The organism is Nostoc sp. CENA543 (genome assembly GCF_002896875.1).
Taxonomy (GTDB): Bacteria; Cyanobacteriota; Cyanobacteriia; order Cyanobacteriales; family Nostocaceae; genus Trichormus.
The window spans coordinates 30885-55570 of sequence record NZ_CP023278.1; the positions used below are offsets into that span (position 1 = coordinate 30885).

Annotated in this window: 24 protein-coding genes; 15 read left to right on the top strand and 9 right to left on the bottom strand. The window is 40.9% G+C overall.

All coding sequences use genetic code 11. From position 1 onward, the window contains the following. Nucleotides 1-49: 49 nt before the first annotated feature. Nucleotides 50-715, bottom strand: a complete 666-nt coding sequence (locus CLI64_RS00125) for a general stress protein (protein WP_103135341.1) — start codon at nt 713-715, stop codon at nt 50-52. A gap of 236 nt (nt 716-951) precedes the next feature. On the opposite strand from CLI64_RS00125, the gene CLI64_RS00130 reads away from it, so the two are divergent. Beyond that, on the top strand, nt 952-1785 hold the full coding sequence (locus CLI64_RS00130) for an FAD-binding domain-containing protein (RefSeq protein WP_103135342.1): 834 nt from the start codon (nt 952-954) through the stop codon (nt 1783-1785). A gap of 143 nt (nt 1786-1928) precedes the next feature. Next, nucleotides 1929-2345, top strand: a complete 417-nt coding sequence (locus CLI64_RS00135) for a hypothetical protein (protein WP_103135343.1) — start codon at nt 1929-1931, stop codon at nt 2343-2345. Between the two features lie 138 nt (nt 2346-2483). On the opposite strand, the gene CLI64_RS00140 is transcribed toward CLI64_RS00135, so the two are convergent. Further along, nucleotides 2484-3059 (bottom strand): Uma2 family endonuclease, encoded by a 576-nt coding sequence (locus CLI64_RS00140; RefSeq protein WP_103135344.1) that lies wholly within the window; start codon nt 3057-3059, stop codon nt 2484-2486. Nucleotides 3060-3523: 464 nt separating this feature from the next. Here CLI64_RS00140 and CLI64_RS00145 point away from each other — a divergent pair, with 464 nt between their 5' ends. Beyond that, on the top strand, nt 3524-5353 hold the full coding sequence (locus CLI64_RS00145; RefSeq protein WP_103135345.1) for an AAA family ATPase: 1830 nt from the start codon (nt 3524-3526) through the stop codon (nt 5351-5353). 38 nt (nt 5354-5391) lie between these two features. On the opposite strand, the gene CLI64_RS00150 is transcribed toward CLI64_RS00145, so the two are convergent. From CLI64_RS00150 to CLI64_RS00175, 5 genes are all read right to left on the bottom strand, one after another. Further along, on the bottom strand, nt 5392-5727 hold the full coding sequence (locus CLI64_RS00150; protein WP_103135346.1) for a XisI protein: 336 nt from the start codon (nt 5725-5727) through the stop codon (nt 5392-5394). Next, nucleotides 5715-6134, bottom strand: a complete 420-nt coding sequence (locus tag CLI64_RS00155) for an element excision factor XisH family protein (protein WP_103135347.1) — start codon at nt 6132-6134, stop codon at nt 5715-5717. The genes CLI64_RS00150 and CLI64_RS00155 overlap by 13 nt, the downstream gene beginning before the upstream one ends. Before the next feature lie 107 nt (nt 6135-6241). Beyond that, on the bottom strand, nt 6242-10228 hold the full coding sequence (locus tag CLI64_RS00160; RefSeq protein WP_103135348.1) for a magnesium chelatase subunit H: 3987 nt from the start codon (nt 10226-10228) through the stop codon (nt 6242-6244). Between the two features lie 490 nt (nt 10229-10718). Continuing rightward, nucleotides 10719-11324: a hypothetical protein gene (locus CLI64_RS00165; RefSeq protein ID WP_103135349.1), complete on the bottom strand. Its 606-nt coding sequence runs from the start codon at nt 11322-11324 to the stop codon at nt 10719-10721. Nucleotides 11325-11560: 236 nt separating this feature from the next. Further along, complete coding sequence (locus CLI64_RS00175) at nt 11561-12415, bottom strand: Rpn family recombination-promoting nuclease/putative transposase (RefSeq protein ID WP_103135350.1); 855 nt, start codon at nt 12413-12415, stop codon at nt 11561-11563. 66 nt (nt 12416-12481) lie between these two features. Here CLI64_RS00175 and CLI64_RS00180 point away from each other — a divergent pair, with 66 nt between their 5' ends. After that, entirely contained in the window at nt 12482-13750 is a 1269-nt protein-coding gene (locus CLI64_RS00180; RefSeq protein ID WP_103135351.1) for a lipid-A-disaccharide synthase, read from the top strand. A 115-nt stretch (nt 13751-13865) separates the two neighbouring features. On the opposite strand, the gene CLI64_RS00185 is transcribed toward CLI64_RS00180, so the two are convergent. Further along, the gene (locus CLI64_RS00185; protein WP_103135352.1) at nt 13866-14249 is read right to left on the bottom strand and encodes a hypothetical protein; all 384 of its coding nucleotides are present in this window, start codon (nt 14247-14249) and stop codon (nt 13866-13868) included. Nucleotides 14250-14661: 412 nt separating this feature from the next. On the opposite strand from CLI64_RS00185, the gene CLI64_RS31390 reads away from it, so the two are divergent. The 10 genes from CLI64_RS31390 to CLI64_RS00235 all read left to right on the top strand — a co-directional run bounded on the left by CLI64_RS31390 (nt 14662) and on the right by CLI64_RS00235 (nt 22020). Next, complete coding sequence (locus CLI64_RS31390; protein ID WP_225977389.1) at nt 14662-15039, top strand: transposase; 378 nt, start codon at nt 14662-14664, stop codon at nt 15037-15039. Beyond that, on the top strand, nt 14978-15970 hold the full coding sequence (locus CLI64_RS00190) for a transposase (protein WP_225977388.1): 993 nt from the start codon (nt 14978-14980) through the stop codon (nt 15968-15970). The genes CLI64_RS31390 and CLI64_RS00190 overlap by 62 nt, the downstream gene beginning before the upstream one ends. Nucleotides 15971-16420: 450 nt before the next feature. Next, complete coding sequence (locus tag CLI64_RS00195) at nt 16421-17062, top strand: M23 family metallopeptidase (protein WP_103135353.1); 642 nt, start codon at nt 16421-16423, stop codon at nt 17060-17062. Between the two features lie 634 nt (nt 17063-17696). After that, nucleotides 17697-18497 (top strand): serine O-acetyltransferase, encoded by an 801-nt coding sequence (gene cysE, locus CLI64_RS00205; RefSeq protein ID WP_103135355.1) that lies wholly within the window; start codon nt 17697-17699, stop codon nt 18495-18497. Nucleotides 18498-18572: 75 nt separating this feature from the next. After that, nucleotides 18573-18812 (top strand): Asr1405/Asl0597 family protein, encoded by a 240-nt coding sequence (locus CLI64_RS00210; RefSeq protein ID WP_103135356.1) that lies wholly within the window; start codon nt 18573-18575, stop codon nt 18810-18812. A gap of 96 nt (nt 18813-18908) precedes the next feature. Beyond that, entirely contained in the window at nt 18909-19106 is a 198-nt protein-coding gene (locus tag CLI64_RS00215) for a DUF2949 domain-containing protein (protein WP_103135357.1), read from the top strand. Between the two features lie 652 nt (nt 19107-19758). Beyond that, the gene (nifV, locus tag CLI64_RS00220) at nt 19759-20892 is read left to right on the top strand and encodes a homocitrate synthase (protein ID WP_103140529.1); all 1134 of its coding nucleotides are present in this window, start codon (nt 19759-19761) and stop codon (nt 20890-20892) included. After that, nucleotides 20879-21166 (top strand): nitrogen fixation protein NifZ, encoded by a 288-nt coding sequence (locus tag CLI64_RS00225; protein ID WP_103135358.1) that lies wholly within the window; start codon nt 20879-20881, stop codon nt 21164-21166. Before nifV ends, CLI64_RS00225 begins: the two co-directional genes overlap by 14 nt. Beyond that, nucleotides 21141-21344 (top strand): putative nitrogen fixation protein NifT, encoded by a 204-nt coding sequence (gene nifT, locus CLI64_RS00230; RefSeq protein WP_103135359.1) that lies wholly within the window; start codon nt 21141-21143, stop codon nt 21342-21344. The genes CLI64_RS00225 and nifT overlap by 26 nt, the downstream gene beginning before the upstream one ends. A 115-nt stretch (nt 21345-21459) precedes the next feature. Continuing rightward, nucleotides 21460-22020, top strand: coding sequence for a (2Fe-2S) ferredoxin domain-containing protein (locus tag CLI64_RS00235; RefSeq protein WP_103135360.1), 561 nt, complete (start codon nt 21460-21462; stop codon nt 22018-22020). Nucleotides 22021-22456: 436 nt separating this feature from the next. Here the strand turns inward: CLI64_RS00235 and CLI64_RS31845 are convergent, their stop codons facing one another. Beyond that, nucleotides 22457-22588, bottom strand: coding sequence for a hypothetical protein (locus CLI64_RS31845; RefSeq protein ID WP_264082480.1), 132 nt, complete (start codon nt 22586-22588; stop codon nt 22457-22459). A gap of 215 nt (nt 22589-22803) precedes the next feature. Here CLI64_RS31845 and CLI64_RS00245 point away from each other — a divergent pair, with 215 nt between their 5' ends. Continuing rightward, nucleotides 22804-24489 (top strand): NAD(P)H-quinone oxidoreductase subunit 4, encoded by a 1686-nt coding sequence (locus CLI64_RS00245; RefSeq protein ID WP_103135362.1) that lies wholly within the window; start codon nt 22804-22806, stop codon nt 24487-24489. Nucleotides 24490-24686 lie beyond the last annotated feature (197 nt).

A 24686-nucleotide genomic window follows, 5' to 3' on the forward strand; every position in this document is an offset into this window, starting at 1 on the left:
CCGCAGATTGGGAAGGGTGGTAAAATTTATTTTTGCAGTCTCCCTGAAATTATTTCAAGCGATCGCGCTTGTCGATAATTTCCACTGCATTTTGATCAGGCGTTGTTCCTGAATATACATCTGTATCTCGCTGTATACCTGTTGGTGTTGTGTCGGTGCTATAACCGCGAGTATCATTGATGTTGTGTATTTTCCAATTACGAATACCGCGATCGCTTAAAATTCTACCTGCACTCTCGATTTCGGTGCTTGTACCTTCGATAATCACTAAGTATTCGCCTTGAGAAACGCGATCGCTATAATTCCTTGCGTCTTCTTCAGGAATACCTAAACCAGTCAACGCTCCTACAATACCACCTGCGGCCGCACCAATCCCAGCACCAGCTAAGGTCGTAGCAATAGTTCCAGCCGCCAAGAAAGGCCCTGCACCTGGGACTAATAAAGCTTCTAAACCCACAAGTAAACCACCCATACCACCTAAGACAGTACCAGTAGTTGCACCAATACCCGCACCTTCTCTAGCTTCTGTGTCTCCCCGATCTCTCACTTCTGCACCAGCAATTTGCTCATTGCGATCGGCATCTTTTGCTAAGATAGACACCCGATCCATTGAGAAACCAGAGTTTTTGAGTTCGTGTAATGCTTGTTCGGCTTCTTGTCTGCTTCTGAATGTGCCTATCGCACGTTGATAATGTCGAGATTGTTGAGATACCATTTTGCTACTTGATATGAATCCTATTTCATAGTTTCCCTTTCACTTCTGTTTTCTCCATCAATCTATGGGTTTAACTGACCCTATATCTTTAGACAAAAAAATTACTTGCACTAATGCTAAATATGAGTAGGAAAATATTGCTTAAAGGTAGAAATGATAATTTCGAGCTTGATTTTTGTTGTCTGTATTATTAATATATATTAGACAATATTAATTTATTTAAACTAAATCAATTTATGCGGCGTGAATTTGCTAATCGAGATGAATTAATAGCTTATCTAAGGGAACAATTTCCCCAAGCCGCAGAACGCGATGATCATATTAGTAACACAGTTGGAGGAAGGAAAGCAGCGCAAAAAGCCTTACAAAAAGTTAACCCCGCATCATATGCAAAAACCCGTAATTTCTTAACAGGTGACGTTACTAAACTTTCACCTTACATTCGCTATGGTGTATTAAGTCTGCGAGAAATTCGAGATTATGCGCTAGATAAAGTCCAAAACCATGATGACGCAACCAAACTCATTAACGAATTGGGTTGGCGAGACTACTGGCAGAGATTGTATGTCAAACTAGGAAATAATATTTGGCAAGACCAAGAAGAATACAAAACTGGCTACACCATAGGAGAATATGCGCCAGAGTTACCCCAAGATATCAGAGAGGGTAATACAGGATTAGTTTGCATAGATAATTTTAGCCAAGAATTACGAGAAACTGGCTATTTACATAACCATATGCGGATGTGGTTAGCCGCTTACATTATTCACTGGCGGCGGATTCGCTGGCAAGCGGGCGCGAAATGGTTTTTAGAACATTTATTAGACGGTGATCCTGCAAGTAATAATATGTCTTGGCAATGGGTAGCCAGCACCTTTAGCCATAAACCTTATTTTTTCAACCGCGAGAACTTAGAACGCTACACCAAAGGAGTGTACTGTCAAAAATGTCCCCTCTACGGTCATTGTGATTTTGAAGGTAGTTACGAAGAATTAGAACAACGCCTATTTCCCAAAGGAGAGTTTACCAAAAAACCCAACAGTCAAAGTTGGCAAAAGGGTAAGAAGTAGGGACTGGGGATTGGGGACTGGAAAAGTAAAGTAGGGTAGATAAGGTAGAAGGAGTATTAATAACTAATAACTAATAACTAATGACTAATGACTATTGACTAATGACTATTGACTATTGACTATTAACTATTAACTAATAACTAATGACTAAACAAATTATTTGGATACACGGCGACTGTTTGAGTCCTTACAATCCAGCTTTACAAGAATATCCAGATGCGCCTGCGATTTGGGTTTGGGATGATGCTTTAATAGAAGAATGGCAGCTTAGTATCAAGCGGTTGACTTTTATTTATGAATGCTTGCTAGAGTTACCTGTGGAAATTCGTCGGGGTAATGTGGCGCGAGAAATTTTAGCTTTTGCTAAAGAACATAATGCTGATTTAGTGGCGACAACTGATAGTCCTAGTCCTCGCTTTAATGATATCTGCGATGAAATTGAGCGTGCTTTAAAATTGGAAGTGTTTGAGGTCGAACCATTTTTTGATTATGACGGATATATTGACCTCAAGCGTTTCTCTCGCTATTGGAAGGTAGCAGAAAAGTATGTTTTTGATTAACATAAATTTCCCTTGGCTAGTATTTGGTGCTGGGAAGATTAGTTAGATAAATTGCTAACTTAGTGAGCGATCGCTGATTTTATGATTACAGGGCAGGCGATACCTTTGGTAAGCTATGCTAACACCTGAACCAATAAATTACCAAATCCTTTCCAAGTCCAATACAAAACCCTTTAAAGCATCTTCGCCTGATACAGTCGCAGGTGATTCTAAAACCTCAACCTCTTTTCCTTGTCTATAAATCTCAACTTGACGAGATTTACGATTAATTAACAAACCTAAACTTACACCATCATCTAAATATTCCCTCATCTTATCCTGTGCTGCTTTCAAACTATCACTAGGGGAAGGTAACTCAATTACAAAATCAGGGCAAATAGGAGGAAACTTTTCCTTTTCTGCATCTGTTAAAGTATTCCATCTTTCTAACTTTATCCAAGCAGCATCAGGAGAACGGTCTGCACCATTAGGCAATTTAAAGCAAGTTGAAGAATCAAAAACTATACCTTGTTTATTTTGCTCATTCCAAATCCAAAGTTGAGCAGTTATACCTGCATTACGATTCCCTGTTTTTCCCCCCGTAGGCGGCATAATAATTAATTCTCCAGTTGCGCTGCGTTCAAACTTCAAGTCCCTATTTGCTTGACATAAATTAAAAAATTGCTCATCTGTCAGTTCCAATACTGGTTTGAGATTGACTGTGAAAGCATTCATAGCGATATTCCAGATTGAATATTAAAGCAGCAATTTTAACTACCTTACATACTATTCTAGCCTGTGGGCATTGAGCGATAAGCGAAGCGATTAGCCTTCTCTACGAGACGCTACGCGAACGGTAAGCTGCGCTAATGCCTGTATGAGAAGATGAGCTAATGCACCTCTCTACATTACCAATGCGATACCTCCGGTAAGCTTCGCTAACGCACTCCACATTCCCAAATGCGATCGCTGATTCTATTATGACACGATTAGCTATACCTACAGTAAGCTATGCTAACGCTTGTATAGAAATATGCTTACCCATACTCTGACAAATTTTTGAAAGATCTTCCCTCTATAAAAATATGGGATATTTCTATGTATTTTATGACTAAAAATACTTAATTATTACCGACCATTACCTTTTTATACTAAAATTCTTACTTGTTAATAATTACTCAATCATTTTTCGAGAAAAAATGGCTGTTTTAGTACCCGATTTAGAAGAAATCAATAGCTTGCCTCAAAAGCCAACAGAAGGAGAAATCCATTTAATGAAGGCTTTACTTCAAATTCTTGATGATGATTGGACAGTATATTTTCAACCTCACTTAAATGGTCTAAGACCAGATATTGTAATTTTTTGTGAAGATGCAGGTATAGGAATTTTTGAAGTAAAAGATTGGGATTTAAATGCACACCAGATTATTAACTATGACAATGGTAGTTATGACTGGCAGGTTCGAGCTAGAGATACAGGAAAATGGATTACTATCAATAAAGATGATTACTGCCCAATTAAGCAAGCAGAAAAGTATCGGGATTCTATATTTAAATATGAGATACCAATTCTAGGGGCTGAACGACTCTTAAATCAAAAAGTTCATAGTCTGATTCAACCCTTTGTATATTTCCACAAACATAAAACCGCAGATGTGAGGAAGCGACTTCAGCATATATTAGACAGGTACTCTAATGTTTTTGGATACGACTATACAGATTCAAAACTTTTACGGACAATGCTAGAAAAATGCTATCTTCGTCACGGTTCTAAGTTTACACCACTCATGAAAAGGAATGGTATTGCTGACCGACTGCGAAATGCACTAGCATACCCAAAACACGGTAGCACAGACATTAAAAGTTTATTAGTGACTTTTAATAAAAAACAGCAAGATTTACTACCTAATAATCCTGGATGTCGTAGAGTTTTTGGTGCTGCTGGAGGTGGTAAAACACTTGTCTTGGTTCACAAAGCAGTTAACGCTGCCAAAGAACGAAAAAAAGTTTTTTTAGTATGTTTTAATATTACGATGGCCAACAACCTTCGTGATTTAGTAACACGTCTAGCCCGTCATTACGGGCCACATTACCACCGCTATATCGAAGTTGGTCATTTTCATCGTTTCTTCCCAAAAGAAACTGCCGAGATCGATAACCGAAGTCTAAAAGAACCAATTGATGTAGTACTTATTGACGAAGGACAAGATTTTGAGCGTTCATGGATTGAGATATTACAGAAAATAACTGCGCCTAATTATCACATGATGTTTTGTGAAGATGATCGGCAAAACATTTATAGGAAGAACGTAAATAGTAGAGGATCAATTCCAGGTATCAAAGGTCGTCCCAATCTTCTTAATGAGTCTTACCGAATTCCTGAACAAACAGCTAGACTTGCTAACGCTCTATCTACTTGGGCTAAACAAGAGGGTGAGTCGGGAACTGTCAAGTCTATCAAATCTGTTCAAGGTAATCTTTTTGTACGTAATATTTGGTTTGATGGCACAAAGAAGCAGGTAGTAAAAACGATAAAGGAAGATGTTAATAATCTAATTCACGATAGGAATGTGGCTCGTGCAGATATTGCGATTTTAGTATGTACTGTTGAGGATGGATGGCAAATTTGCAAAGCCTTAGATGAACTCTCATTGCCTTATCAGCAAAATTTTGAGTCTCAAGAAGAAAATCAAGAAATTTATCGTTTGTATGGCAACAACTATGAAGAATTTGAGAAAAAAAGGGACGAACTAAGGCGTGGTTATAAAGCAGGATTTTGGATGCAAGGAGGTAAGATTAAAGTATGTACAATACATAGTTTTAAAGGATGGGAATTAAGTAATATTCTTGTATTTTTTAATCCCGAAGAAGAGCAACATGAAGCTAAAGTACCACTGCTCTATACAGCTATTACCAGAAGTCAAGAGTATTTAACAATTTATAATTCTGATTCAAATTTAACACTATTTGGAAAATTTGCCATATCAGAACTTTATATAGAACCTCATCCTAGTCAATGTAAACGTTAATATTCATAAATCTCTCTTAGGAATTTTCAAAACATCTCTTAACTAACTGCATAGTCTGTAAACTTTCTCATAAAAGGAGACTGAAACCCTAACACAATATCTTCCTTGGGAACTCCCGCAGCTACCAAATTAGCAGCAATATCATCCTCAGTACCATTCCATTGCAGCCAAATTTTTCCACCTTTAATGTCAATGTGGATGACACAACTATGTACCCAATTTTGACCTTCCCAGCCTACATGAACTATTTGATAATGGTCGCGTTCTTTATCAAAAATTGTTTCAACCTCTATATTTCCGTGAGATGGTTTTTGCTCACTATAATCATGTAATAACTGTTGTATAAGCTGCCGATAATGAGTTAATTTATCCATTGAAAAATTACCTCTTGCTCTACATCATAAACCAGCATCTTAAGTTGATTTTCTGTTATCATCTCTTTGGGAAAATCAAGCTGAAAAAACGTTTTATAAGTTGTTAAAGGTACTGCTAAATATAAAACACGATCAGGTTCTACCTTTCTCAATGCACCTCTATAATTAATAAACTGTCCTAATGCGGTATGAAATTCTGAAATTGCAGACGACTGCTTTAAAAAACTTTTGACTTCAACTGCAATTTTTTGCCCTTGGCGTTCTGCGGCAATCAGCTTTTCTGCGGCTAAATCAATAGAAAGATTAACTCCTCCCACGCTAATTGTGAGTGGATCATCAGTAATTTGCCAACCGTCTTTCTTTAAAGCTGTTTTGACAACTTCATGAAAAACATCTCTAGCAGACATACATATCTATAATTATATTTCTAATTTTGATTAGGGTACATTATTGACCATCAGTAAACACGGTTAAAAAAATAGAGACGTTCTACAGAACGTCTCTATTTTGATGGTTATTCTATACCTTCAATGCGGTCTTCAACTTCTTGGTACAACTCGCGCAGGCGGTCTAAGTTCTCCTCGCTAGTTTCCCAATAACCGCGACCATTCACTTCCAACAATGTGGAAACCATCTTGCGGAAAGAATGGGGGTTGAGGTTCATCAAACGTTTCTGCATTTCTTCATCTTTGATGAAGGTTTCGTTTGCATCCTCATAAATCCAGTTGTCCACTGCGCCAGCTGTAGCACTCCAACCCATTGTATTAACCAACCGCTTGGAGAGTTCGCGCACACCTTCGTAACCGTGAGACAGCATACCTTCATACCACTTGGGATTTAATAGTTTGGTACGGGCATCTAAGCGCACGGTTTCGGATAATGTGCGGACTTGGGCGTTAGCTGTGGTGGTGTCTGCAATGTAAGATGCTGGGGTTTTGCCATCACCACGCAGAGTTGAGACAACCTTGGTGGGGTCTGAGTCAAAGTAGTGGGATACGTCCGTTAAACTAATCTCGGAAGAATCCAAGTTTTGGAATGTCACCTCAGCAGTTTTTAAGGTGCTTTCAAAAATCTGGCGAGATTGTTCCATCATGCCAGGGTTGTCGGCACTGAAGGCGAAGGATTTACGGGTGAGGTACATTTCTTGTAACTCGGCTTCGCTTTCCCAAGTGCTGTTTTCTACTGCCAAGTTGATGTTAGAGGAATAAGAACCGGAAGCGTTAGAGAATACGCGGGTGGCTGCTTGTCTGAGGTTAATTCCTAAATCCTCAGCTTGTTGCAGGGCGTGTTTGCGGACAAAGTTCATTTCTGTGGGTTCATCCGCTTCCGCCGCCATCTTCACGGCTTGGTCTAGGAGGTTCATCTGGTTGATGAACAAGTCGCGGAATACGCCAGAACAGTTAATTACAACGTCAATTCTGGGTCTTCCCAATTCTTCTAAGGGAATTAATTCCAACTTGTTCACCCGTCCTAACGCGTCGGGAACTGGACGTACACCCACCATCCACATGATTTGCGCTAGTGATTCGCCGTAGGTTTTGATGTTATCTGTTCCCCAGAGAACACAGGCAATGGTTTCCGGCCAGTTACCGTTGTTTTCGGCTTTATTTCGTGCCAAAAGTCTATCTACAACGATTTTCGCTGATTGTACAGCCGCAGCCGTGGGGATAGATTGGGGATCGAGGGCGTGAATGTTCTTACCTGTGGGTAATACATCGGGGTTCCGGATGGGGTCGCCACCAGGGCCGGGAAGGATGTATTCGCCTTCTAAGCCTTTGAGTAATGCGCCGAGTTCGTTGTCTGCACAAACTTGTTGTAAGCAGAACTCTAAATACTCGAACAGTGGTTTCAATGCTGAAGCATCCACTTTAGGATAACCAGCTTTTTGTAATGCTTCTACCCAAGGTTCTTTTTTGCCCATGTTGAAGAAATTCAACTTGGAAACTAAGGAAACTCGTCCTTCTGCGTCGGTTTGTTCTTGTACCAAGGCGCGGACGGCGGCGCGAGTTGCTAGGGTGATGTCTTGCAACAGTTGGACATCTTCTAATACGCCTTTGTCGCTGTTTTGGTAGATTTCGTCAATGTTGCGTCCCACGCTGTTGGCGATGATGCGGGGTAAGCTGAGGATTTCTTCTTCTTGACGGTCTAAGCTGGCGATATTAACTAAGGTTGCGATCGCTTCTTCTGCACTTGGGGGTTTACCAATGACGTGCAAACCACAAGGTAACAACCGTGATTCTATTTCCATTAACTTGCGGTAAACGCTGCCGACAATATTATCCCGTTCCTCTGGGGTCATATCTTTGGCATCAGTTTCGGGCAAGTCGATGTCTTTATCTAGGTTGACGATGCGGCATTTATCCATAATCGTGTTAACGATGGGGATACCACGACCGCTATCTTTTAAGGTTTGGTAAGAACCAATTAGTTCGCTGAGTTCTTTCAACCCTTTGTACAAACCAGCGTTTTCTGCGGGTGGTGTGAGGTAGGAAATTGTCTCGGCGTAACTGCGGCGTTTGGCAATTGTCGCTTCGCTGGGGTTGTTGGCGGCGTAGTAGTACAGGTTGGGAATTGTACCAATTAAGTTATCGGGGTAACATTCGCCAGACATCCCCATTTGCTTACCGGGCATAAATTCCAAAGAACCGTGTGTACCAAAATGCAGTACAGCATCCGCGCCCCAAATTCTTTCTAGGTAAGTGTAGTAAGCTGCAAAACCGTGGTGAGGGCTGGCGGAACGGGAGAACAACAACCGCATGGGGTCGCCTTCGTAACCGAATGTTGGCTGAACACCGATGAAGACGTTACCGAATTGCTTACCGTAAATTAATAAGTTTTGTCCGTCGCTGTTGAGGTGTCCTGGTGGTGGCCCCCAGTTTTCTTCTAAGCGTTGGGAATAGGGTGTCAGTTCTTCGTATTCGGGGACTGACATTTTGTACGCGATGTTGAGTTCGGGGCTGGCGTACTGTGCTTGTGCGTCGTGGATGACTTGTTCCATCAACTCTTTCGCGTTTTCTGGTAAGTCCTGCACCTCGTAGCCGTTGTTTCTCAACGCTTTCATGACTTCGTAGATGGAACCGAATACATCGAGGTATGCGGCTGTTCCTACGTTGCCTTTATCGGGAGGGAAGCTGAAAACGGTGATGGCGACTTTTTTGTTGAGTTTGGGTTTGCGGCGGAGGTTAGCCCATTTCAAAGCCCGTTGTGCTACTGCTTCGATGCGGTCTTGGAGTGCGATCGCCTTCCCTGTTGCCCCATCTCTACCCGATAATATAATCGGCTCAATTGCGCCATCTAGTTCAGGAATCGCAATTTGTAATGCTACCTGAATCGGATGTAATCCCAAATCGCTATCTAACCACTCTTCGGTAGTTTGGAATACTAAAGGCAATGCCACCATGTACGGACGATTGAGGCGTTTGAGTGATTCAATTGCCTTGGGATGGTCTTGTCTAGCCGGGCCGCCTACTAACGCAAAACCTGTTAAAGATATTACCGCATCTACTAAAGGTGTTCTGGTTGTGGGTTCGTAGAAGTAAGCATCTACAGGCTTGGAGAAATCCAAACCACCTGCAAATACTGGTAATACTTTTGCACCCAGGGCTTCTAATTCCTGCACCATTGCTACATAGTGAGCATCATCCCCAGTAACTAGGTGTGTGCGTTGTAATACTAACCCGACACAGGGGGCTAAAGGATCTTTTAAATCACTGGATATGTCCTTACGGACTGTATACCAATTCAGGTACTCTCTGACATCCTCAAACATGGTTGGTGCTAAAGGATGCCAAATACCCATGTCTGGGTAAACTACTGGTGCTTGATATTCAAGTGATGCCGAATTTTGTTTATCTACAGATTTAAATACATATTTATCGGCTAGCATCAGCAAGAAGTTTTCCAGGTTGTCTGGTGAACCTCCTAGCCAATACTGAAAGCTCAACATAAAATTGCGAGCATCTTGTGCTTTGTCCATTGGTAAGAACTTCAGCACTTGGGGCAGTGTACGCAATAGTTTCAGCATTCCATCTTGGAATCCTGCACCGGATTTTTCCTTGCGTTTTTTCATGAATTGTGCGATCGCACTCTTCGATTGACCCAACTGTGCCAAGGAGAAACTGCCCATTTTATTCAGGCGCATGACCTCTGGCATAGAGGGAAACACAACAGCTACATCCAAGCGATCGCGGTGTGGTTCTACTGCTGTAACTACTTTCTGTGCTAAGTCTTCGATGAAAATCAATGAAGCGATAAAAATATTGGCACTCTCGACATCCCGCTTGAACTCTTCATAGTTCTCAGGATCTCTGAGTTCCTCAATCAAATAACCACTGATTTCAATCGCCAGATTGGGATTGTTTGAGTTAATCGTGCGAACCGCTTGCGACAGCGCGCTCTGGTACTGGGACTCAAGCACGACATAGACCACCTTAATTAAGTTACGTCCGCCCAGGTTATCGGGCGCAATGTGTCTAATGGTGGACTTGACGTGGGTGAACATGCTTCCTCGGCTCCTTTGATGCGTGTTCTCTACTGGAATTGCTTTTTGGCTAAGTGCCAACAAAGTTTAACGATTTTTTTCGGCAATAACAGTTTTTTATCAGAAAAACCTTACCAAATGGGCATTTTGTCGCTTAACTGACATAAATCGATATAAAAATCGCAAACTTTGTTAACAAACATTAATAGATAATAAAAGCAATTGCTCACTTAATGTAACAAAAGCTTAATATTTTTCGATATATTTTGGCAAATTTGTACTTTTGAGGCGCAAGATAGACAAATATATAAATATTGAATTTTGTCAAGTATTATCTGGGAAATTCAGGCGATGGGAATGAAGAGTTAAGGATTCGCGTAGTGTTTCCCCATATTTTTATATTAGTGCGAAATCAAGAGCGATCGCCATGCTTAAAATTCACCCTTTTGTCTATCCAGTAATGGAATAGAAAAAACCCTTAACAGAGAAATGAGTTTTTATAAACTGATGATTACTGACCTTCTCGCACCATCCAAACCAACATTCCTAATAGCATTTCTACGGGAGGAACTGTATAATCAGTCAAATCAATACTTAATATTTGCTCAGTTAATTGCAAAAATCTCCAAATAGTACCACTGCTCACACTGCCATAAATTGTTCTGATTGGTATATTATTAGTCTCATTAAACTTTTGCGCGGCAATCATTTCTGCTGCACATTGTCCTAAGCCTGGTTTTAAATCACCTTTTTTCGCTTCAATAATTACAACAACGGGAGCTTCAATAAATATTTGTTCGGGTGAGTGACTAATTAAAAAATCACATACACCACTCAAGCCTAAATCTGGTGCAACTGTAAAATCCTCACCCGAAAACAAGCTAACTTGGCGTTCAAGTATTTTTCGGACTTCTAAAAGAATAGGACTAATAATTAACTCTGAGCGTGCTTTTTCTGAACCTGTAGCTGTTGCTAGTGGGAGTCCTTCACTTAGTGCTTCTTGGAGATAAAGACTAGGTTTTATCGGTTCTATTTCTGGTAAAAAACGTGCATTTTCAACTATTTTTAAGTTGAAGTCGCGTTTTACTTTTGCCAGCGAGAAGTCCCTATAAGACATGAGTAATTAAATGTTTTGTCTGAATATCATTGAATTTCAGTGTTTTCTACTTGATCTTGTAATTTTTGAATCTGTTCGACAGTTAAATCAGTAACTTCAACAATTAATGCAATATCAAAACCTTTCATTAACATATTTCTGGCAATTTCCTGAGCTTTTTGTTCTAAACTTGTTTAAAACCTTCTTGAAACCATTCTTGCCAAATATCTTGAACAATAACCGATTGACGCATAAAGTTATTGGGGTTGAATGTCTTCTGTTTGAGCCTGTAATTTTTGCAACTGTTCAATAGTTAAACCCGTGGCATCAGCAATTATTTCCAGACTAATACCTTGATTAATCAGTTTGATGGCAACATCTTGGGCTTTTTGTTCAATACCTTGTTCAATTCCCTGTTCAATTCCCTGTTCAATTCCCTGTTCAATTCCTTGTTCAACACCTTTTTCAAAGCCCTCTTTAATACCTTCTTGTAAAATATCTTGATAAATTACAGATTCGCGCATAATATCACTCCGCAAAATTCTTTTAATCACGTCCTTATTTAATACTAGCCCAGATAACACGGCTGTTGATGCAGCAAGATTACTGCGGATTCTGGTGTCTTCGATCGCTTCAATAACTTGAGCCACTTCTTCTAAGGTTCGCGTTTGATTATCGGTTTGGCTTAAAGTTGCAAACGGTAGCAAACCTGGGTAATTGAAAAATATTTCTGTTGGCTGTTCCCACAGTCGAATTACGTCAAATCTGTGCCAGCTATTCTCTAAAATAAATTCTGTTTGATAAACTAGCTCAGAATCGCTTGGTTGTAAATAAATTACCACCTGACGCATTTTTTTCTGGGGAAATTTGCGATACCCTCGTAAACGATAATCACTCATACGAAAGGGAATATCGACTTTTGGTCTGGTTTGAAATTCTAGATGCAGGACAATTTCATCGGACTGTAACAAAATTAGTGCATCTGCCCGTATGGGTTCGAGGGATAATTCCGATGGACTAAGTTGAGTGAGTGCAATTGGCTCATTCAGCAGCCAAGTTGCAAAGTCACTAGAAAATGATTCAGCAAGGAACTTACAGACGTTATCATACATAGGTTGTAATTTTATCAGTACCCTCTTACGTCCGTAATTTTTTATATAAATGTTTACTGTCAACTTATGAATTTAGTAGATATTCTTATTCTCTCCAATGGCCCAGGGGAAGTAACGACTTGGGTACGTCCAGTAGTGAAAGCTTTGCGAGACAAGTTAGGAAATAACCGTGATGAGGTGAGGATTTCTGTAGTTTTATCACCGTGTCCCAATGCTAGCGGGAAAGAAGCTGCGATCGCCCTTTCTTATCCCGAAGTAGACCGAGTACAATCAGCAGAGCATTTTTGGCAATTTTTACTCTGGGGTAAAACTGTAGAAAATTGGGATTGGAGCGATCGCGGTATCATCATATTCTTAGGTGGAGATCAAATTTTCCCTGTCATCATCGGCAAAAAACTGGGATACCGTACAGTAGTTTACGCCGAATGGGAAGCCAGATGGCATAACTTCATTGACCGCTTTGCAGTTATGAACCCACAAGTTTCCGCCAAAGTCTCCCCCAAATACGCCGATAAATTTACAGTCGTCGGCGACATAATGCTAGAAGCCCAAAAACAACTCAACAATCCCCAATCCCCAAGCCCCAATCCCCAAGCCCCAATTATCGGTCTTTTACCTGGGTCAAAAGCCGCAAAATTAACCCAAGGTGTACCCCTAATGCTCAAAATTGCTGAATATATCCACAGCAAAAGACCTGAGATGAAATTTGTCATTCCTGTTGCGCCAACGTTAGATTTAGAAACTCTAGCTAGCTTTGCAGATCCTCAAAAAAACCCTTTTGCCGAAACTTTTCAATTTTCTGGTGCTTCCTTAGTTGTCTCAGAACCAAGTAGTAACTACCCTGTGTTGCAAACCAGTCAAGGAATCTATGTAGAGTTACACCAAGAAAATCCTGCCTATGATTTATTATCCCGTTGTTGTATTTGCTTAACCACCGTCGGAGCAAACACCGCCGAATTAGGGGCTTTGGGTGTACCCATGCTAGTGTTATTACCCACACAACAACTTGATGCTATGCGTTCTTGGGATGGTTTACCAGGGTTGCTGGCAAATTTACCAGGTTTAGGTTCTACTTTTGCCAAAATCATCAACTGGCTATTTCTCAGACGCAAAGGTTTACTAGCTTGGCCAAATATCTGGGCAAAAGCCGAAATAGTACCCGAAATCGTCGGGAAACTCCAAGCCAATGATATCGGGGAAATGGTTATAGACTTGATAGATCATCCAGAAAAATTAGAAGCAATGAGAAACCAGCTACGCCAAGCCAGAGGTGAAAGCGGTGCAGCCCAAAAAATAGCCCAGATTGTTAGTGAGGAAATTGGGAATTGGAAATAGGAAATAGGGAATGGGGCATTGGGCATAGGGTATGGGAGTAAAATGCTAATGACTAATGACTAATGACTAATGACTAATGACTAATGACTAATGACTAATGACTAATGACTAATGACTAATCAGACTGTCCATCTCTACGGCCTAGTTCATAAATTCCAGAACCCATGCAGGCGAGGATGCCCATACTAATTGCCCAACTGCGTCCTAAACTGATTTCTACACCCCAGTTACATAAAGCCCCAATGACCAAAAACGGCACAATGCTAAACAGTGAGGCGTAAAAGGCGTTTTGTGATTCTCTGGCTTTGCGGGTTTTTTCAAATTCTTTTTCACTAGTGTAAAGCGATCGCTCGGCAAAATTAAACCAGCGGCCTAGTTGTTCCATTACCCACTCACTCACGGGGGAAAATCCTAAATATAAGGCCAAAGACCACAAACTTGCTCCAGCGATCGCAACTGTATCTATCTCAAAACTAAAAGGTAGTATTTCGGTCAGCATGGCTTTGGTGCTTCCTGCAAATGGTTCGATTGATGCTAGATATCATGATCAATCGACTTATTCAGCAATTTTAAGCATAAAAGTTAACAAGATTTTGGCAACTTGGCAACTATCCCATAGGTAATCTTTCTTTTGACTGCTGCGAAATCATCTATAATTACCTAAATTTATACGTAAATATATTTAAAATTTCTGTATAAAATTATTTTTATTGATTTTCTTCTTCATTAGAAATTCAACTCAAGAATAACAACTTTTCTTGTCTAAATGATTTGACTACAAAAATTCCGTAAGCATCTAACTGGAGTTTAGACTAGTTCCCGGTGCGACAACGAAAAATAAGGGGTGTGCTTGAACACAGTCCCCTATTAGCAGAAGCTGAGAGAAGAACCACCAACTCTCATCTGCCAATATGAACCGTGCCAAATTAGAGGAATTTCGTCAAGCAGCGTATAACTATCTAGGTAGAGCGCATGATGCAACATTTGAACTGATGGATGCAATATTGCTAACTCGGAACGCTTACAGTTTGGCAGATTTATCACTATCACCAGCATTTAGACGCAAGTGGTCAAGTATTTATGAAGCGTTACAAGATAGCAGGCCACAGCGACAAAAATTGATGCAGTTATACATCAAACAGATGCCACACCAGGGTCGTCCGTTGTTGGCTGGCGACCATACAGCTTGGCCAAGGCCAGATGCGGTAACGCTACAGGAAAGGACAATTGAACACAGCAGTGTCTCAATGGGAGGTGACAAACCAATCACCATTGGTCAGGGGCTATAGCACCATTGCTTGGATACCGGAGAGTTCGGGCAGTTGGGCATTACCATTGAGACACGAGCGAATTACCAGTTGGGAAAGCCCAATCCAGAAAGCAGCATGGCAATTACAACAAGTTTGTGAAAATTTACCTACCAGACCAATTTCGGTTTGGGATAGTGAGTACGGGTGCGCTCCTTTCGTTTTGAAGACGAGTAATATTAAAGCAGACATTTTGGTACGTTTGCGTTCAAATCTTTGTTTATGGGGCGCACCACCACCATATTCTGGCAAGGGACGACCGAGAAAACATGGTGATAAATTTAAGTTGAATGATGCTTCGACATGGACTCAAGCCATTCAAACTATAGAAGTAAATCATCCAAAACTAGGACGTATCAAGGTGAGCTTGTGGTCAAATTTTCATTTTCGGAAAGCCGCTACACGTCCGATGTCCTTGATTCGGGTTGAGCGTCTTGATGAGCTTGGCAACTTGCGGGTGTCAAAACCTTTGTGGTTGGCTTGGCTGGGAGAACAAATGCCGCCTTTAGAAGAAGTTTGGCAACTCTACTTGCGGCGTTTTACTGTTGACCACTGGTATCGCTTTTTGAAGCAACGCTTACACTGGACTCTTCCCAAGCTACGTACCCCTAAGCAATGTGAGCGTTGGAGTGACTTAATGCCCATCATGACTTGGGAATTGTGGTTAGCCCGTGATATCGTTGCAGACAACCCTTTACCTTGGCAAAAGTTATTAGTTAGTTTGACTCCAGGTAGGGTTGCTCAGGCGATGGGAAGTATTTTAGCGACGATTGGTACTCCTGCCCGTCCGCCCAAACCTCGCGGAAAGTCCCCTGGCTGGAAGACTGGACAACCCCGACAACGTAGAATTCGCTATCCTGTTGTTAGAAAAACTACAACTAAGCCACGTAAGCAACAATCAGAATCTGCTTAAGATTGTCGATTTTTATGTCTAATGCCTATTTATTTTCAACTCAGCCTTCCTGGGTCATTTTTTGCTGCTTAGTCTAAACTCCAGATCTAACTTTTCCATTCTCTATTCCCTACTTACACAAATAATTCAAGAATTAAATTCGATTTTTGTACGTATACACGTAAAATCCTGATTAAAAAATCTATAATTTTTGGTTATTAACAGTTTTTTGATGGCAATTAAGCGGTCATTAAACAAATCAATAGCAAAAGTTTGACACTCTAAACCCTTATATATTAATCTATTTGACTGAATAAGTTAATTTACGTAAGTATATACTCACAGCATAAATCTAATAATTCAAATAAAAATCGGTTTTTCCGGAAGGATAGCAATTTTTAATTTAGATTTATCCGAGTATTTACAAAAAATAAATCTCAATAATATAGGAATGGCTGAAGGAAAATAATAATGAGTAAGCAGCAAGCAAAAGTAATATTGGGAACAGCAACGCTGTCAATCTTAAGTATCAGTATTTTTAGCTGCATGACTCTATTACCTCAAGGCGAAATTGCCAGAGCAAGAGAGGTAAAATCCAACACTATAGCCACAGGTAATGGTTGGTCAGCAGCATCTTTTCCTGTAGAAAACTTTCAAGCCTATACCTCTGCATTTGGCTACCGTCGTTCAGCAACAGGCGGGAATAATTGGGAATTTCACAATGGTTTAGATATAGCTGCCCCACAAGGTAGTTATATTCGTAACTGGTGGGGTGGCACAGTGATTAAAGTGAGCGATCGCGGTGCTTGTGGTACTCACATCGTAATTAAATCTGGACAATGGGAACACACCTATTGTCATATGGAAGGTTCTGTAGAAACCTCTAACGGTCGGCAGTACATGATTGATAGAGCCGGCGGCATCCAAATCTGGGAAGGTCAAACAATCCCCACAGGGGTGAGAATTGGTAGAGTCGGGATGACCGGACGCACCACCGGGCCGCATCTCCACTGGGTAATGAAGTACGCCAATAACTATGTTGATCCGGCAATGGTGTTAAGGGAAATGTTCGTCCAACAGCAAATCGCCAGAGGTAAGGACGCTTCCAACTAAATAGGCAAGGGGGCAGGAGGCAGGGGGCAGGAGGCAGGGGGCAGGAGGCAGGGGGCAGGGGTGCAGGGTGCAGGGGAGATAAAGAAAATTTAAAATCAGTTTGCCCTTATTTTTGAAGTGATTGAGTAATAAAAAATACTCACCACTCATTACTCATTACTTATTACTTATTACTTATTACTTATTACTCAGCACCGGCTAAACGCCGCGCTACCGCTAACACCACTCACCACTGTTTTAAATGTGCCAAATCGCCATACTACAGATAGTAACTGGGTATACAGAAATTTGAGTTGTAGTCCTGTCTACTTGATATTCCAGGGGATTTGAGTACAGCTTAATATATCTCAAAATATCTCACTCAAATCGTATCAAAGTCTTACATATTAAGTTTTTTGTAGCGAGTACAAAAATTCTGAACCCTGGGGTGATAAATACTAGTCCCCCATATCTAAAATACTTGTCCCCATACCCCAAAATAAATTTTTGGTTGTTGTCTGTGGCGGGTTGGAGGGGTTGAGTATAAACGTAATTAATCCAATAAATCCAATCAAGATGGGGTGTACTGTCCTGTTGGGGGTCGCCTGATATAAGCATAAAAATAGCACAAGGCTCTTTTACCCACGCAGTACCAATGCAACAGTCCTTAGATGGTATCGACAATCCACCTGATAAAACCAAAACTTCCTGGTTGCAGGGTCTCTTCTCTGGCAATTTGTTTGAGCCATTGTTGAGTGATTTTCGGATAATTTTTGAACGCGATCCCGCCGCACGCAATTGGCTGGAGGTGGTGTTCTGTTATCCAGGTTTGCACGCTATCTGTTTACATCGTCTCGCTCACTGGTTACACCTGCGAAATGTGGTGTTCTTCCCTCGCTTTATTTCTCATCTGGCGCGTTTTCTTACCGGCATCGAAATTCACCCAGGTGCAAGGATTGGTAAAGGTGTGTTTATCGACCACGGAATGGGGGTTGTGATTGGTGAAACGGCGATTGTGGGAGACTACACCCTAATTTATCAAGGTGTGACTCTAGGCGGTACTGGCAAGGAAAGCGGTAAACGCCATCCGACTGTCGGCAGTCATGTTGTTGTGGGGACTGGTGCCAAGGTTTTAGGTAATATCCAAATTGGCGATCGCGTCAGAATTGGTGCAGGTTCAGTTGTATTACGCGATGTTCCCCCAGACTCTACAGTAGTAGGGATTCCAGGACGGATTATTTCCCGTAAGGAAAAGAATAATTTATGTCCTCTGGATCACGCCAAGTTACCTGACGTAGAAGCAAATGTGATTCGTTCGCTATTAACGCGGATTGAGCAGCTAGAACAAAAACTGCAAACTCTCTCTAGCCAATCAGAATATAGGCAGGGGGCAGGGAGCAGGGAGCCAGGGCGAAAGATTCTCAGTTCCTTGGCTAGTGAAGATACTAACCCCTAGATTTATGTATAGTATTTTCTCCCTGCACCCTGCACTCCTCCCCTTGTCCTCTTCTATGACTAAGGATAAATAATCATGTTGCGAGGTGATTATATATTGCAGATACCGTTTGGCGATCGCTGGCAGATTTATCATCGGTTACAAGAGTTGATGATCCCTTGTTCCTGTCTTCCCGATGGTTCCTTGCAGGTGCAAGTTAATAGCTGCTTGACAGCAGTTCTAGTTCGCAGTACAGTTATGCAATTTCTAGCCTCTCGCCCAGAGTTACTAGACTGGCTAGAGCGTTGTTGGGATTGCAACTATGAAGAGTTTTGAGTGCTGGGTGCTAAGAAAGTCTGACGAAAAACTGACAAAAAAAGCATTTTTATTAGGGATTTTTAATTTTGTATTTTGCATTAGGAGCGAAACAACGTGACCACTCACAATAAAGATGTAGAACTGCTAGATTTTTTACATAATGAACTTGCACTTTCCCATAAAGATATTGCTATAGCTCTCAAACACCGCGAACTTGATCCTGCTCCTTTACCGATGTTACTTTGGCAATATGGTTTAGTAAATTTGGAAGAACTGGAGAAAATTCTAGATTGGTTACATAACAATATATAAAAAACTTGTCTTAAATAGTCATAAAATCATAATTTTTCTTAGAGATGATTGCAAAAATAATATATTTATAATTTTGTCATTAAGTTATATTGGTTTTTAATTTAATAACTGAAAATACTAAGTTAAAAAAATTAAGATTTTTACGCAAAAATAAAATTTGCATCATATATAGTTCTATGTCAATACACTTCAGATAAGCATTTTGACATTTTACTGTTCTCTTTTCCCTGTTTCCCTGCCTAAGCAGGAAAACTTGCTCAACTGAACCATATTAGAATGTAATATTTAAATCACTTTCAGCACCGCAAATAAATTGAGAAAAATATTTAGCAATTGTCCCAGAATGTCAAGCATTAGCGGATAATTGCTAATATTTATATATGGCAAAAATTTAGTTAAAGAATATGTATTTTTTGCAAATTTTTTATTAAATGATACCTGGTTTTTGTCTACTGCCATACAGATGTGTTGTTATTGTTTAGGTAATATTTAGAAATGATGAAGATGAATTATGAAAGGTGAAAGTTAACTGCATTTACCGTTCAATCTTCGCCAGATATTTTTAGCATTTACCAATACCACAAATTGTATAAAATTGTGCCTTTAAATCTTGAAAGTATATTAAGAGAAATTGCTAAGAGGGATGTTTGAGATGACTAAAATTATCATTAACGACACGACATTACGAGACGGTGAACAGGCCGCAGGTGTAGCATTTACCCTCGAAGAAAAAGTAGCGATCGCTAAATTTCTCGATAGCATTGGTGTACCCGAATTAGAAGTGGGGATACCTGCAATGGGTGAGGAGGAGATGCGTGCAATTTCCGCCATTTCTAATTTAGGTTTACGAGCTGAACTGTTGGCGTGGAATCGCGCCGTCATGTCAGATATTAAAGCTTCTATTGCCTGTGGAATGAAGCGCGTACATATCGCCATTCCCGTTTCCGGTATTCAAATCGCCGCGAAATTTCACGGACAATGGCGGGTAAGTCTGCAAAGACTCAAAGACTGTATTAGCTTTGCAGTTGATCAAGGTCTTTGGGTTGCAGTCGGGGGGGAAGATTCCTCCAGAGCTGATGAAAACTTCCTCTTGGATGTTGCATTGTCAGCCGAAGAATGGGGTGCGTCACGTTTTCGTTTCTGCGATACCGTGGGAGTTCTTGATCCTTTCAGCACCTATGGGGAAGTAAAGCAGTTAGTTTCGGCTTTATCAATTCCCGTAGAAATTCATACCCACAATGATTTCGGTATGGCTACAGCCAACGCTTTAGCAGGAATTAAAGCTGGAGCCGCATCTGTAAATACTACAGTTATCGGTATGGGTGAGCGAGCTGGTAACGCAGCTTTAGAAGAAGTAGTCATGGCCATTAAACGCATCTATGGCGTAGATATGGGAATTGACACCCCCAGGTTGTTGGAATTGTCACAACTGGTGGCGGCTGCTTCTGGTGCTAGCGTACCACCTTGGAAAGCGATCGTTGGTGAAAATACCTTTGCTCACGAGTCAGGAATTCATGCTCATGGTGTCATGCAAAACCCTGACACCTACGAACCCTTTGCACCGGAAGAAGTCGGTTGGGAACGCCGCTTAGTCGTAGGTAAACATTCTGGACGACATTTGGTATCTAGTTTACTCAAACAGCATGGGATTATTCTCAACGCCGAAGAAACCCAATCTGTTTTAGACGCAGTCCGCCAACAGTCAGTCAAGAAAAAACGCAGTTTAACTACAGAAGAACTGCTGAATTTGGTAAAAGAACAGAGGTATTCTCATGCAGCGCGATGAATACGAATTGGACTCAGAACCAGTGTTTGACTTAGGAGAAAAAGTCAGACTTCGCAAACAAATTAAGAACGATGGCACATTTCCAGGTCGAGATATTGGGGAGATTTTAGCAAAAAAAGGAGAAATTGGCTACGTAGCAAGTATAGGGACTTTCTTACAACGTTCCTACATTTATGCCGTGCATTTCTTAGATAAAGGAATCATTGTTGGCTGTCGGGAAAAAGAACTAGAATCTGCTGAGGAAAACCATGAAAGTGATGTTACGGATGAATGATGCAGGTAACTTAACAGTTTATGTTGCCAAAAAAGACTTAGAAGAAGTAGTAGTTAAACAAACTGATGGTGCTGAAGGTAAAGTTCTCACTCTAGCGAATGGCTGGGAATTAGAATTTCGTGAAATTCCAGACGCTAGTAGTTTACCTAAAACTGTAGAAGCTAAAAGACTGGCTTAAATGGTCATGGGGCATAGGGCATAGGGCATGGGAGTACAACCTCTCGTATACCCCTACACCCTTATACCCCTAAACCCTTACACCCCTATCTCCTACTCCCTTTCTCATACTGAACATGGGTGACAAATATTTGCAGTTATCAGAGTTTAATCTTGAGGGTAATTTCTTGGGTTTTATGGGCAATAAACCGAAGAAAATTAAATACTTGAGTTTGGCTATTCCCTCTGGAGATGTATTAATTAAACTACCGAAAAAATTACGCTCTTGTTTAAGTTCATCTCTCAATATAGGTGAGCGCATTAATATTTATGGTGTGGGCAAATTACACCGATACAAGGGAACAATTAAACTCAAAGCTTATGAAGTCACTAAGATTAGTGATGAACAAGTTTCCCATTCCCACGCAGACTTACCAACGCAACCATCAGCGAAAATTATGGTGTGTCAAAAAGCGGGTTGCATAAAAAGAGGTGGTCAAGGGTTATTATCTCAACTAGAACAAACTTTGTGCGATCGCGGTTTACTTGACAAAGTGACTATCGAACACACCAGTTGTCAAAAACGCTGTAGCAGTGCGCCCAACTGTATTTTAATGCTGGGTAAAAAGAAATACAAGAAGAACTGTCCGCAAGCGATCGCCTCACTCCTAGAAAGCTATTTCACCACAAGAGAATAAAACAACTTTCGTGCAGAGTCATTTCACCATAGTCCGGTATCCACGCTACCCAGGTGTTTGGAGACTCCTGACAGAGCAACTTAGCTTCATCACAACTATATTCACTAGGGAGATGAAGCAACTTTACCCAAGTCTCATTAATAGGAGTGATGTGATCATCATAATTTATTCCAGATAAGGGACTGAATGGAAATACAGGATAAGTTTCCGTAACTAGCATCGTTATCTAGCCCTCTCACAAAAATCATTTGTCAAGCTATTGACTCCACCAAGCATATACAGGGTATAAATCAAATTACTTCTGTATTCAGTTTTACAAAAAATAGATTTTATAGTTAATTTTCGCCAATAAATTTACAAATCCTCATGCAAAGATCCCCGACTCTTGCCCAAAGTCGGGGATCTTTGCGGTTTAGTTAAAGTTTTGTAACTCAAATCACCAATCCCTGACAAGTGTAGGTTTTTGACGTTGTGTACCAAAAACATTGGTTTCGGGGTTTTGGGGTGTAGGGGTGTAAGGGTGTAAGGGTGAGTGAAACGATGATTCTGTCGTTAGTCTGAGAGTCATCACTCACTGCTAGGTAAAAAACCTACACTTGTGAGAGTCCCCAATCCCCAGTCCCTAATCCCCTGCGCCAATCTATGATTTACTCCAATATTCATTGATTTTTGACTATTGAATAGATTTTTGCTGATGCTGAGGTGCGGTAAAGATTTATTTGGAGAAGTTAACAAAGTTTAATAGAATAGTTTTATTCACCATAAGTATTTTTGCTCATTGCCATGATAGCTGATGGATTTCCTTGGCTAACCGCGATTATTCTGCTGCCACTCGTTGCTTCCCTAGCCATTCCCGTGTTGCCTGATAAAGACGGCAAACTGGTGCGATGGTATGCCCTGGGTGTTGGTATCGCGGACTTTGTTTTGATGTGCTACGCCTTTTGGACAAATTACGATACCAACAGTGCAACTTTTCAGCTTGCGGAAAAATATGCCTGGATACCTCAGTTGGGCTTTAGCTGGGCTGTTTCTGTTGATGGTATCTCCATGCCGCTCGTACTGTTGGCAGGATTTGTCACCACACTTTCTATGCTGGCTGCTTGGCAGGTGAACCTGAAACCACGCCTGTTCTATTTCTTAATGCTGGTGTTGTATGCAGCACAAATTGGTGTATTTGTGGCTCAAGATGCGCTGCTATTCTTCATTATGTGGGAATTAGAACTAGTTCCTGTATATCTTTTGGTATCAATTTGGGGTGGTCAAAAACGTCGCTACGCTGCTACAAAGTTCTTACTCTACACCGCAGCCGCTTCGATTTTTATTCTGGTAGCTGGGCTAGCAATGGCTCTCTACGGTGACAACACCACCTTCGATATTGTGGAACTGGGCGCGAAGAATTACCCCTTAGCTTTAGAATTACTACTTTACGCTGGATTATTAATTGCCTTTGGTGTCAAACTAGCGATTTTCCCCTTGCACACTTGGCTACCTGATGCCCACGGTGAAGCTTCTGCACCTGTATCCATGATTTTGGCGGGTGTACTATTAAAAATGGGTGGATATGGATTAATTCGCTTTAATTTAGAATTATTTTCTGATGCCCATATCTACTTTGCTCCTGTTTTAGCTACTCTTGGTGTTATCAATATTATCTACGGGGCGTTAAATTCCTTTGCTCAAACCCACATGAAACGCCGCCTCGCCTATTCCTCTGTGTCTCACATGGGTTTCGTGCTGTTGGGTATTGCTTCTTTCACCGATGTGGGTGTAAGTGGTGCAATGCTGCAAATGCTGTCTCACGGTTTAATTGCGGCGGTGTTATTCTTCCTAGCTGGGGTTACTTATGACCGTACCCACACAATGGCAATGGAAAGTTTAGGTGGTATTGGTCAATTAATGCCGAAAGTGTTTGCTTTATTCACCGCCGGTGCGATGGCTTCCTTAGCACTCCCTGGAATGAGTGGTTTTGTGAGCGAACTTCAGGTATTTGTCGGGATTACCACCAGTGACATTTACAGTTCAACTTTCTGCACTGTGATGGTTTTCCTAGCTGCTGTAGGCGTGATTTTGACTCCGATTTATCTGTTATCAATGTTGAGAGAGGTATTTTACGGCACAGGTGCAGAATTATCCTGCAACATTAACAACTCAGCTTACGAAAACCAGGAAGATGAAGGGACAGTCTGCTTTGGTACAGATTGTCTACTACCAAGCCAAGCAGTTTATAGAGACGCTACTACTAGAGAAGTGTTTATTGCTGCTTCCTTCTTAGTGTTGATTATTGGGATTGGTGTTTATCCTAAGTTAGCTACTAATATGTATGATGTGAAAACAGTAGCTGTGAATACTCAGGTACGGCAATCTTATACTCAAATTGCCCAAACCAATCCTCGGATATATGCCCAAGATTTCTTATCTCCTCAAATCAGCGAACCTGAAATTATGGCTGTTTCCGGGATTGTGAAGTAAGAGTCATCCTCTGGATAATATTAAGCGATCGCCTCGCCATGAAGCGATCGCTTTTTCTTTTGTCTCCAAAAAATTTGACAAAACACTGCATTTACACAGTTTATTCATGTATTAAAACTATTTTTTGATCTGGAAGTCCCTAACAGTCATCTTTCAACACTTGCACTATTCCCTGTTTTCTGTAAATCAAATATAAA

Excerpts from the sequence above, each read along its gene's own strand:
- CLI64_RS31845 (WP_264082480.1), bottom strand. The coding sequence starts at position 22,588 with ATGACTCTCAGACTAACGACAGAATCATCGTTTCACTCACCCTTACAC.
- CLI64_RS00235 (WP_103135360.1), top strand. The coding sequence starts at position 21,460 with ATGGGTGACAAATATTTGCAGTTATCAGAGTTTAATCTTGAGGGTAAT.
- CLI64_RS00180 (WP_103135351.1), top strand. The coding sequence starts at position 12,482 with ATGAATTTAGTAGATATTCTTATTCTCTCCAATGGCCCAGGGGAAGTA.
- cysE (WP_103135355.1), top strand. The coding sequence starts at position 17,697 with ATGCAACAGTCCTTAGATGGTATCGACAATCCACCTGATAAAACCAAA.
- CLI64_RS00130 (WP_103135342.1), top strand. The coding sequence starts at position 952 with ATGCGGCGTGAATTTGCTAATCGAGATGAATTAATAGCTTATCTAAGG.
- CLI64_RS00140 (WP_103135344.1), bottom strand. The coding sequence starts at position 3,059 with ATGAATGCTTTCACAGTCAATCTCAAACCAGTATTGGAACTGACAGAT.
- nifT (WP_103135359.1), top strand. The coding sequence starts at position 21,141 with ATGAAAGTGATGTTACGGATGAATGATGCAGGTAACTTAACAGTTTAT.
- CLI64_RS00175 (WP_103135350.1), bottom strand. The coding sequence starts at position 12,415 with ATGTATGATAACGTCTGTAAGTTCCTTGCTGAATCATTTTCTAGTGAC.
- CLI64_RS31390 (WP_225977389.1), top strand. The coding sequence starts at position 14,662 with ATGAACCGTGCCAAATTAGAGGAATTTCGTCAAGCAGCGTATAACTAT.
- CLI64_RS00210 (WP_103135356.1), top strand. The coding sequence starts at position 18,573 with ATGTTGCGAGGTGATTATATATTGCAGATACCGTTTGGCGATCGCTGG.
- CLI64_RS00125 (WP_103135341.1), bottom strand. The coding sequence starts at position 715 with ATGGTATCTCAACAATCTCGACATTATCAACGTGCGATAGGCACATTC.
- CLI64_RS00225 (WP_103135358.1), top strand. The coding sequence starts at position 20,879 with ATGCAGCGCGATGAATACGAATTGGACTCAGAACCAGTGTTTGACTTA.
- CLI64_RS00145 (WP_103135345.1), top strand. The coding sequence starts at position 3,524 with ATGGCTGTTTTAGTACCCGATTTAGAAGAAATCAATAGCTTGCCTCAA.
- CLI64_RS00150 (WP_103135346.1), bottom strand. The coding sequence starts at position 5,727 with ATGGATAAATTAACTCATTATCGGCAGCTTATACAACAGTTATTACAT.
- CLI64_RS00160 (WP_103135348.1), bottom strand. The coding sequence starts at position 10,228 with ATGTTCACCCACGTCAAGTCCACCATTAGACACATTGCGCCCGATAAC.
- CLI64_RS00195 (WP_103135353.1), top strand. The coding sequence starts at position 16,421 with ATGAGTAAGCAGCAAGCAAAAGTAATATTGGGAACAGCAACGCTGTCA.
- CLI64_RS00245 (WP_103135362.1), top strand. The coding sequence starts at position 22,804 with ATGATAGCTGATGGATTTCCTTGGCTAACCGCGATTATTCTGCTGCCA.
- CLI64_RS00135 (WP_103135343.1), top strand. The coding sequence starts at position 1,929 with ATGACTAAACAAATTATTTGGATACACGGCGACTGTTTGAGTCCTTAC.
- CLI64_RS00185 (WP_103135352.1), bottom strand. The coding sequence starts at position 14,249 with ATGCTGACCGAAATACTACCTTTTAGTTTTGAGATAGATACAGTTGCG.
- CLI64_RS00155 (WP_103135347.1), bottom strand. The coding sequence starts at position 6,134 with ATGTCTGCTAGAGATGTTTTTCATGAAGTTGTCAAAACAGCTTTAAAG.
- CLI64_RS00165 (WP_103135349.1), bottom strand. The coding sequence starts at position 11,324 with ATGTCTTATAGGGACTTCTCGCTGGCAAAAGTAAAACGCGACTTCAAC.
- nifV (WP_103140529.1), top strand. The coding sequence starts at position 19,759 with ATGACTAAAATTATCATTAACGACACGACATTACGAGACGGTGAACAG.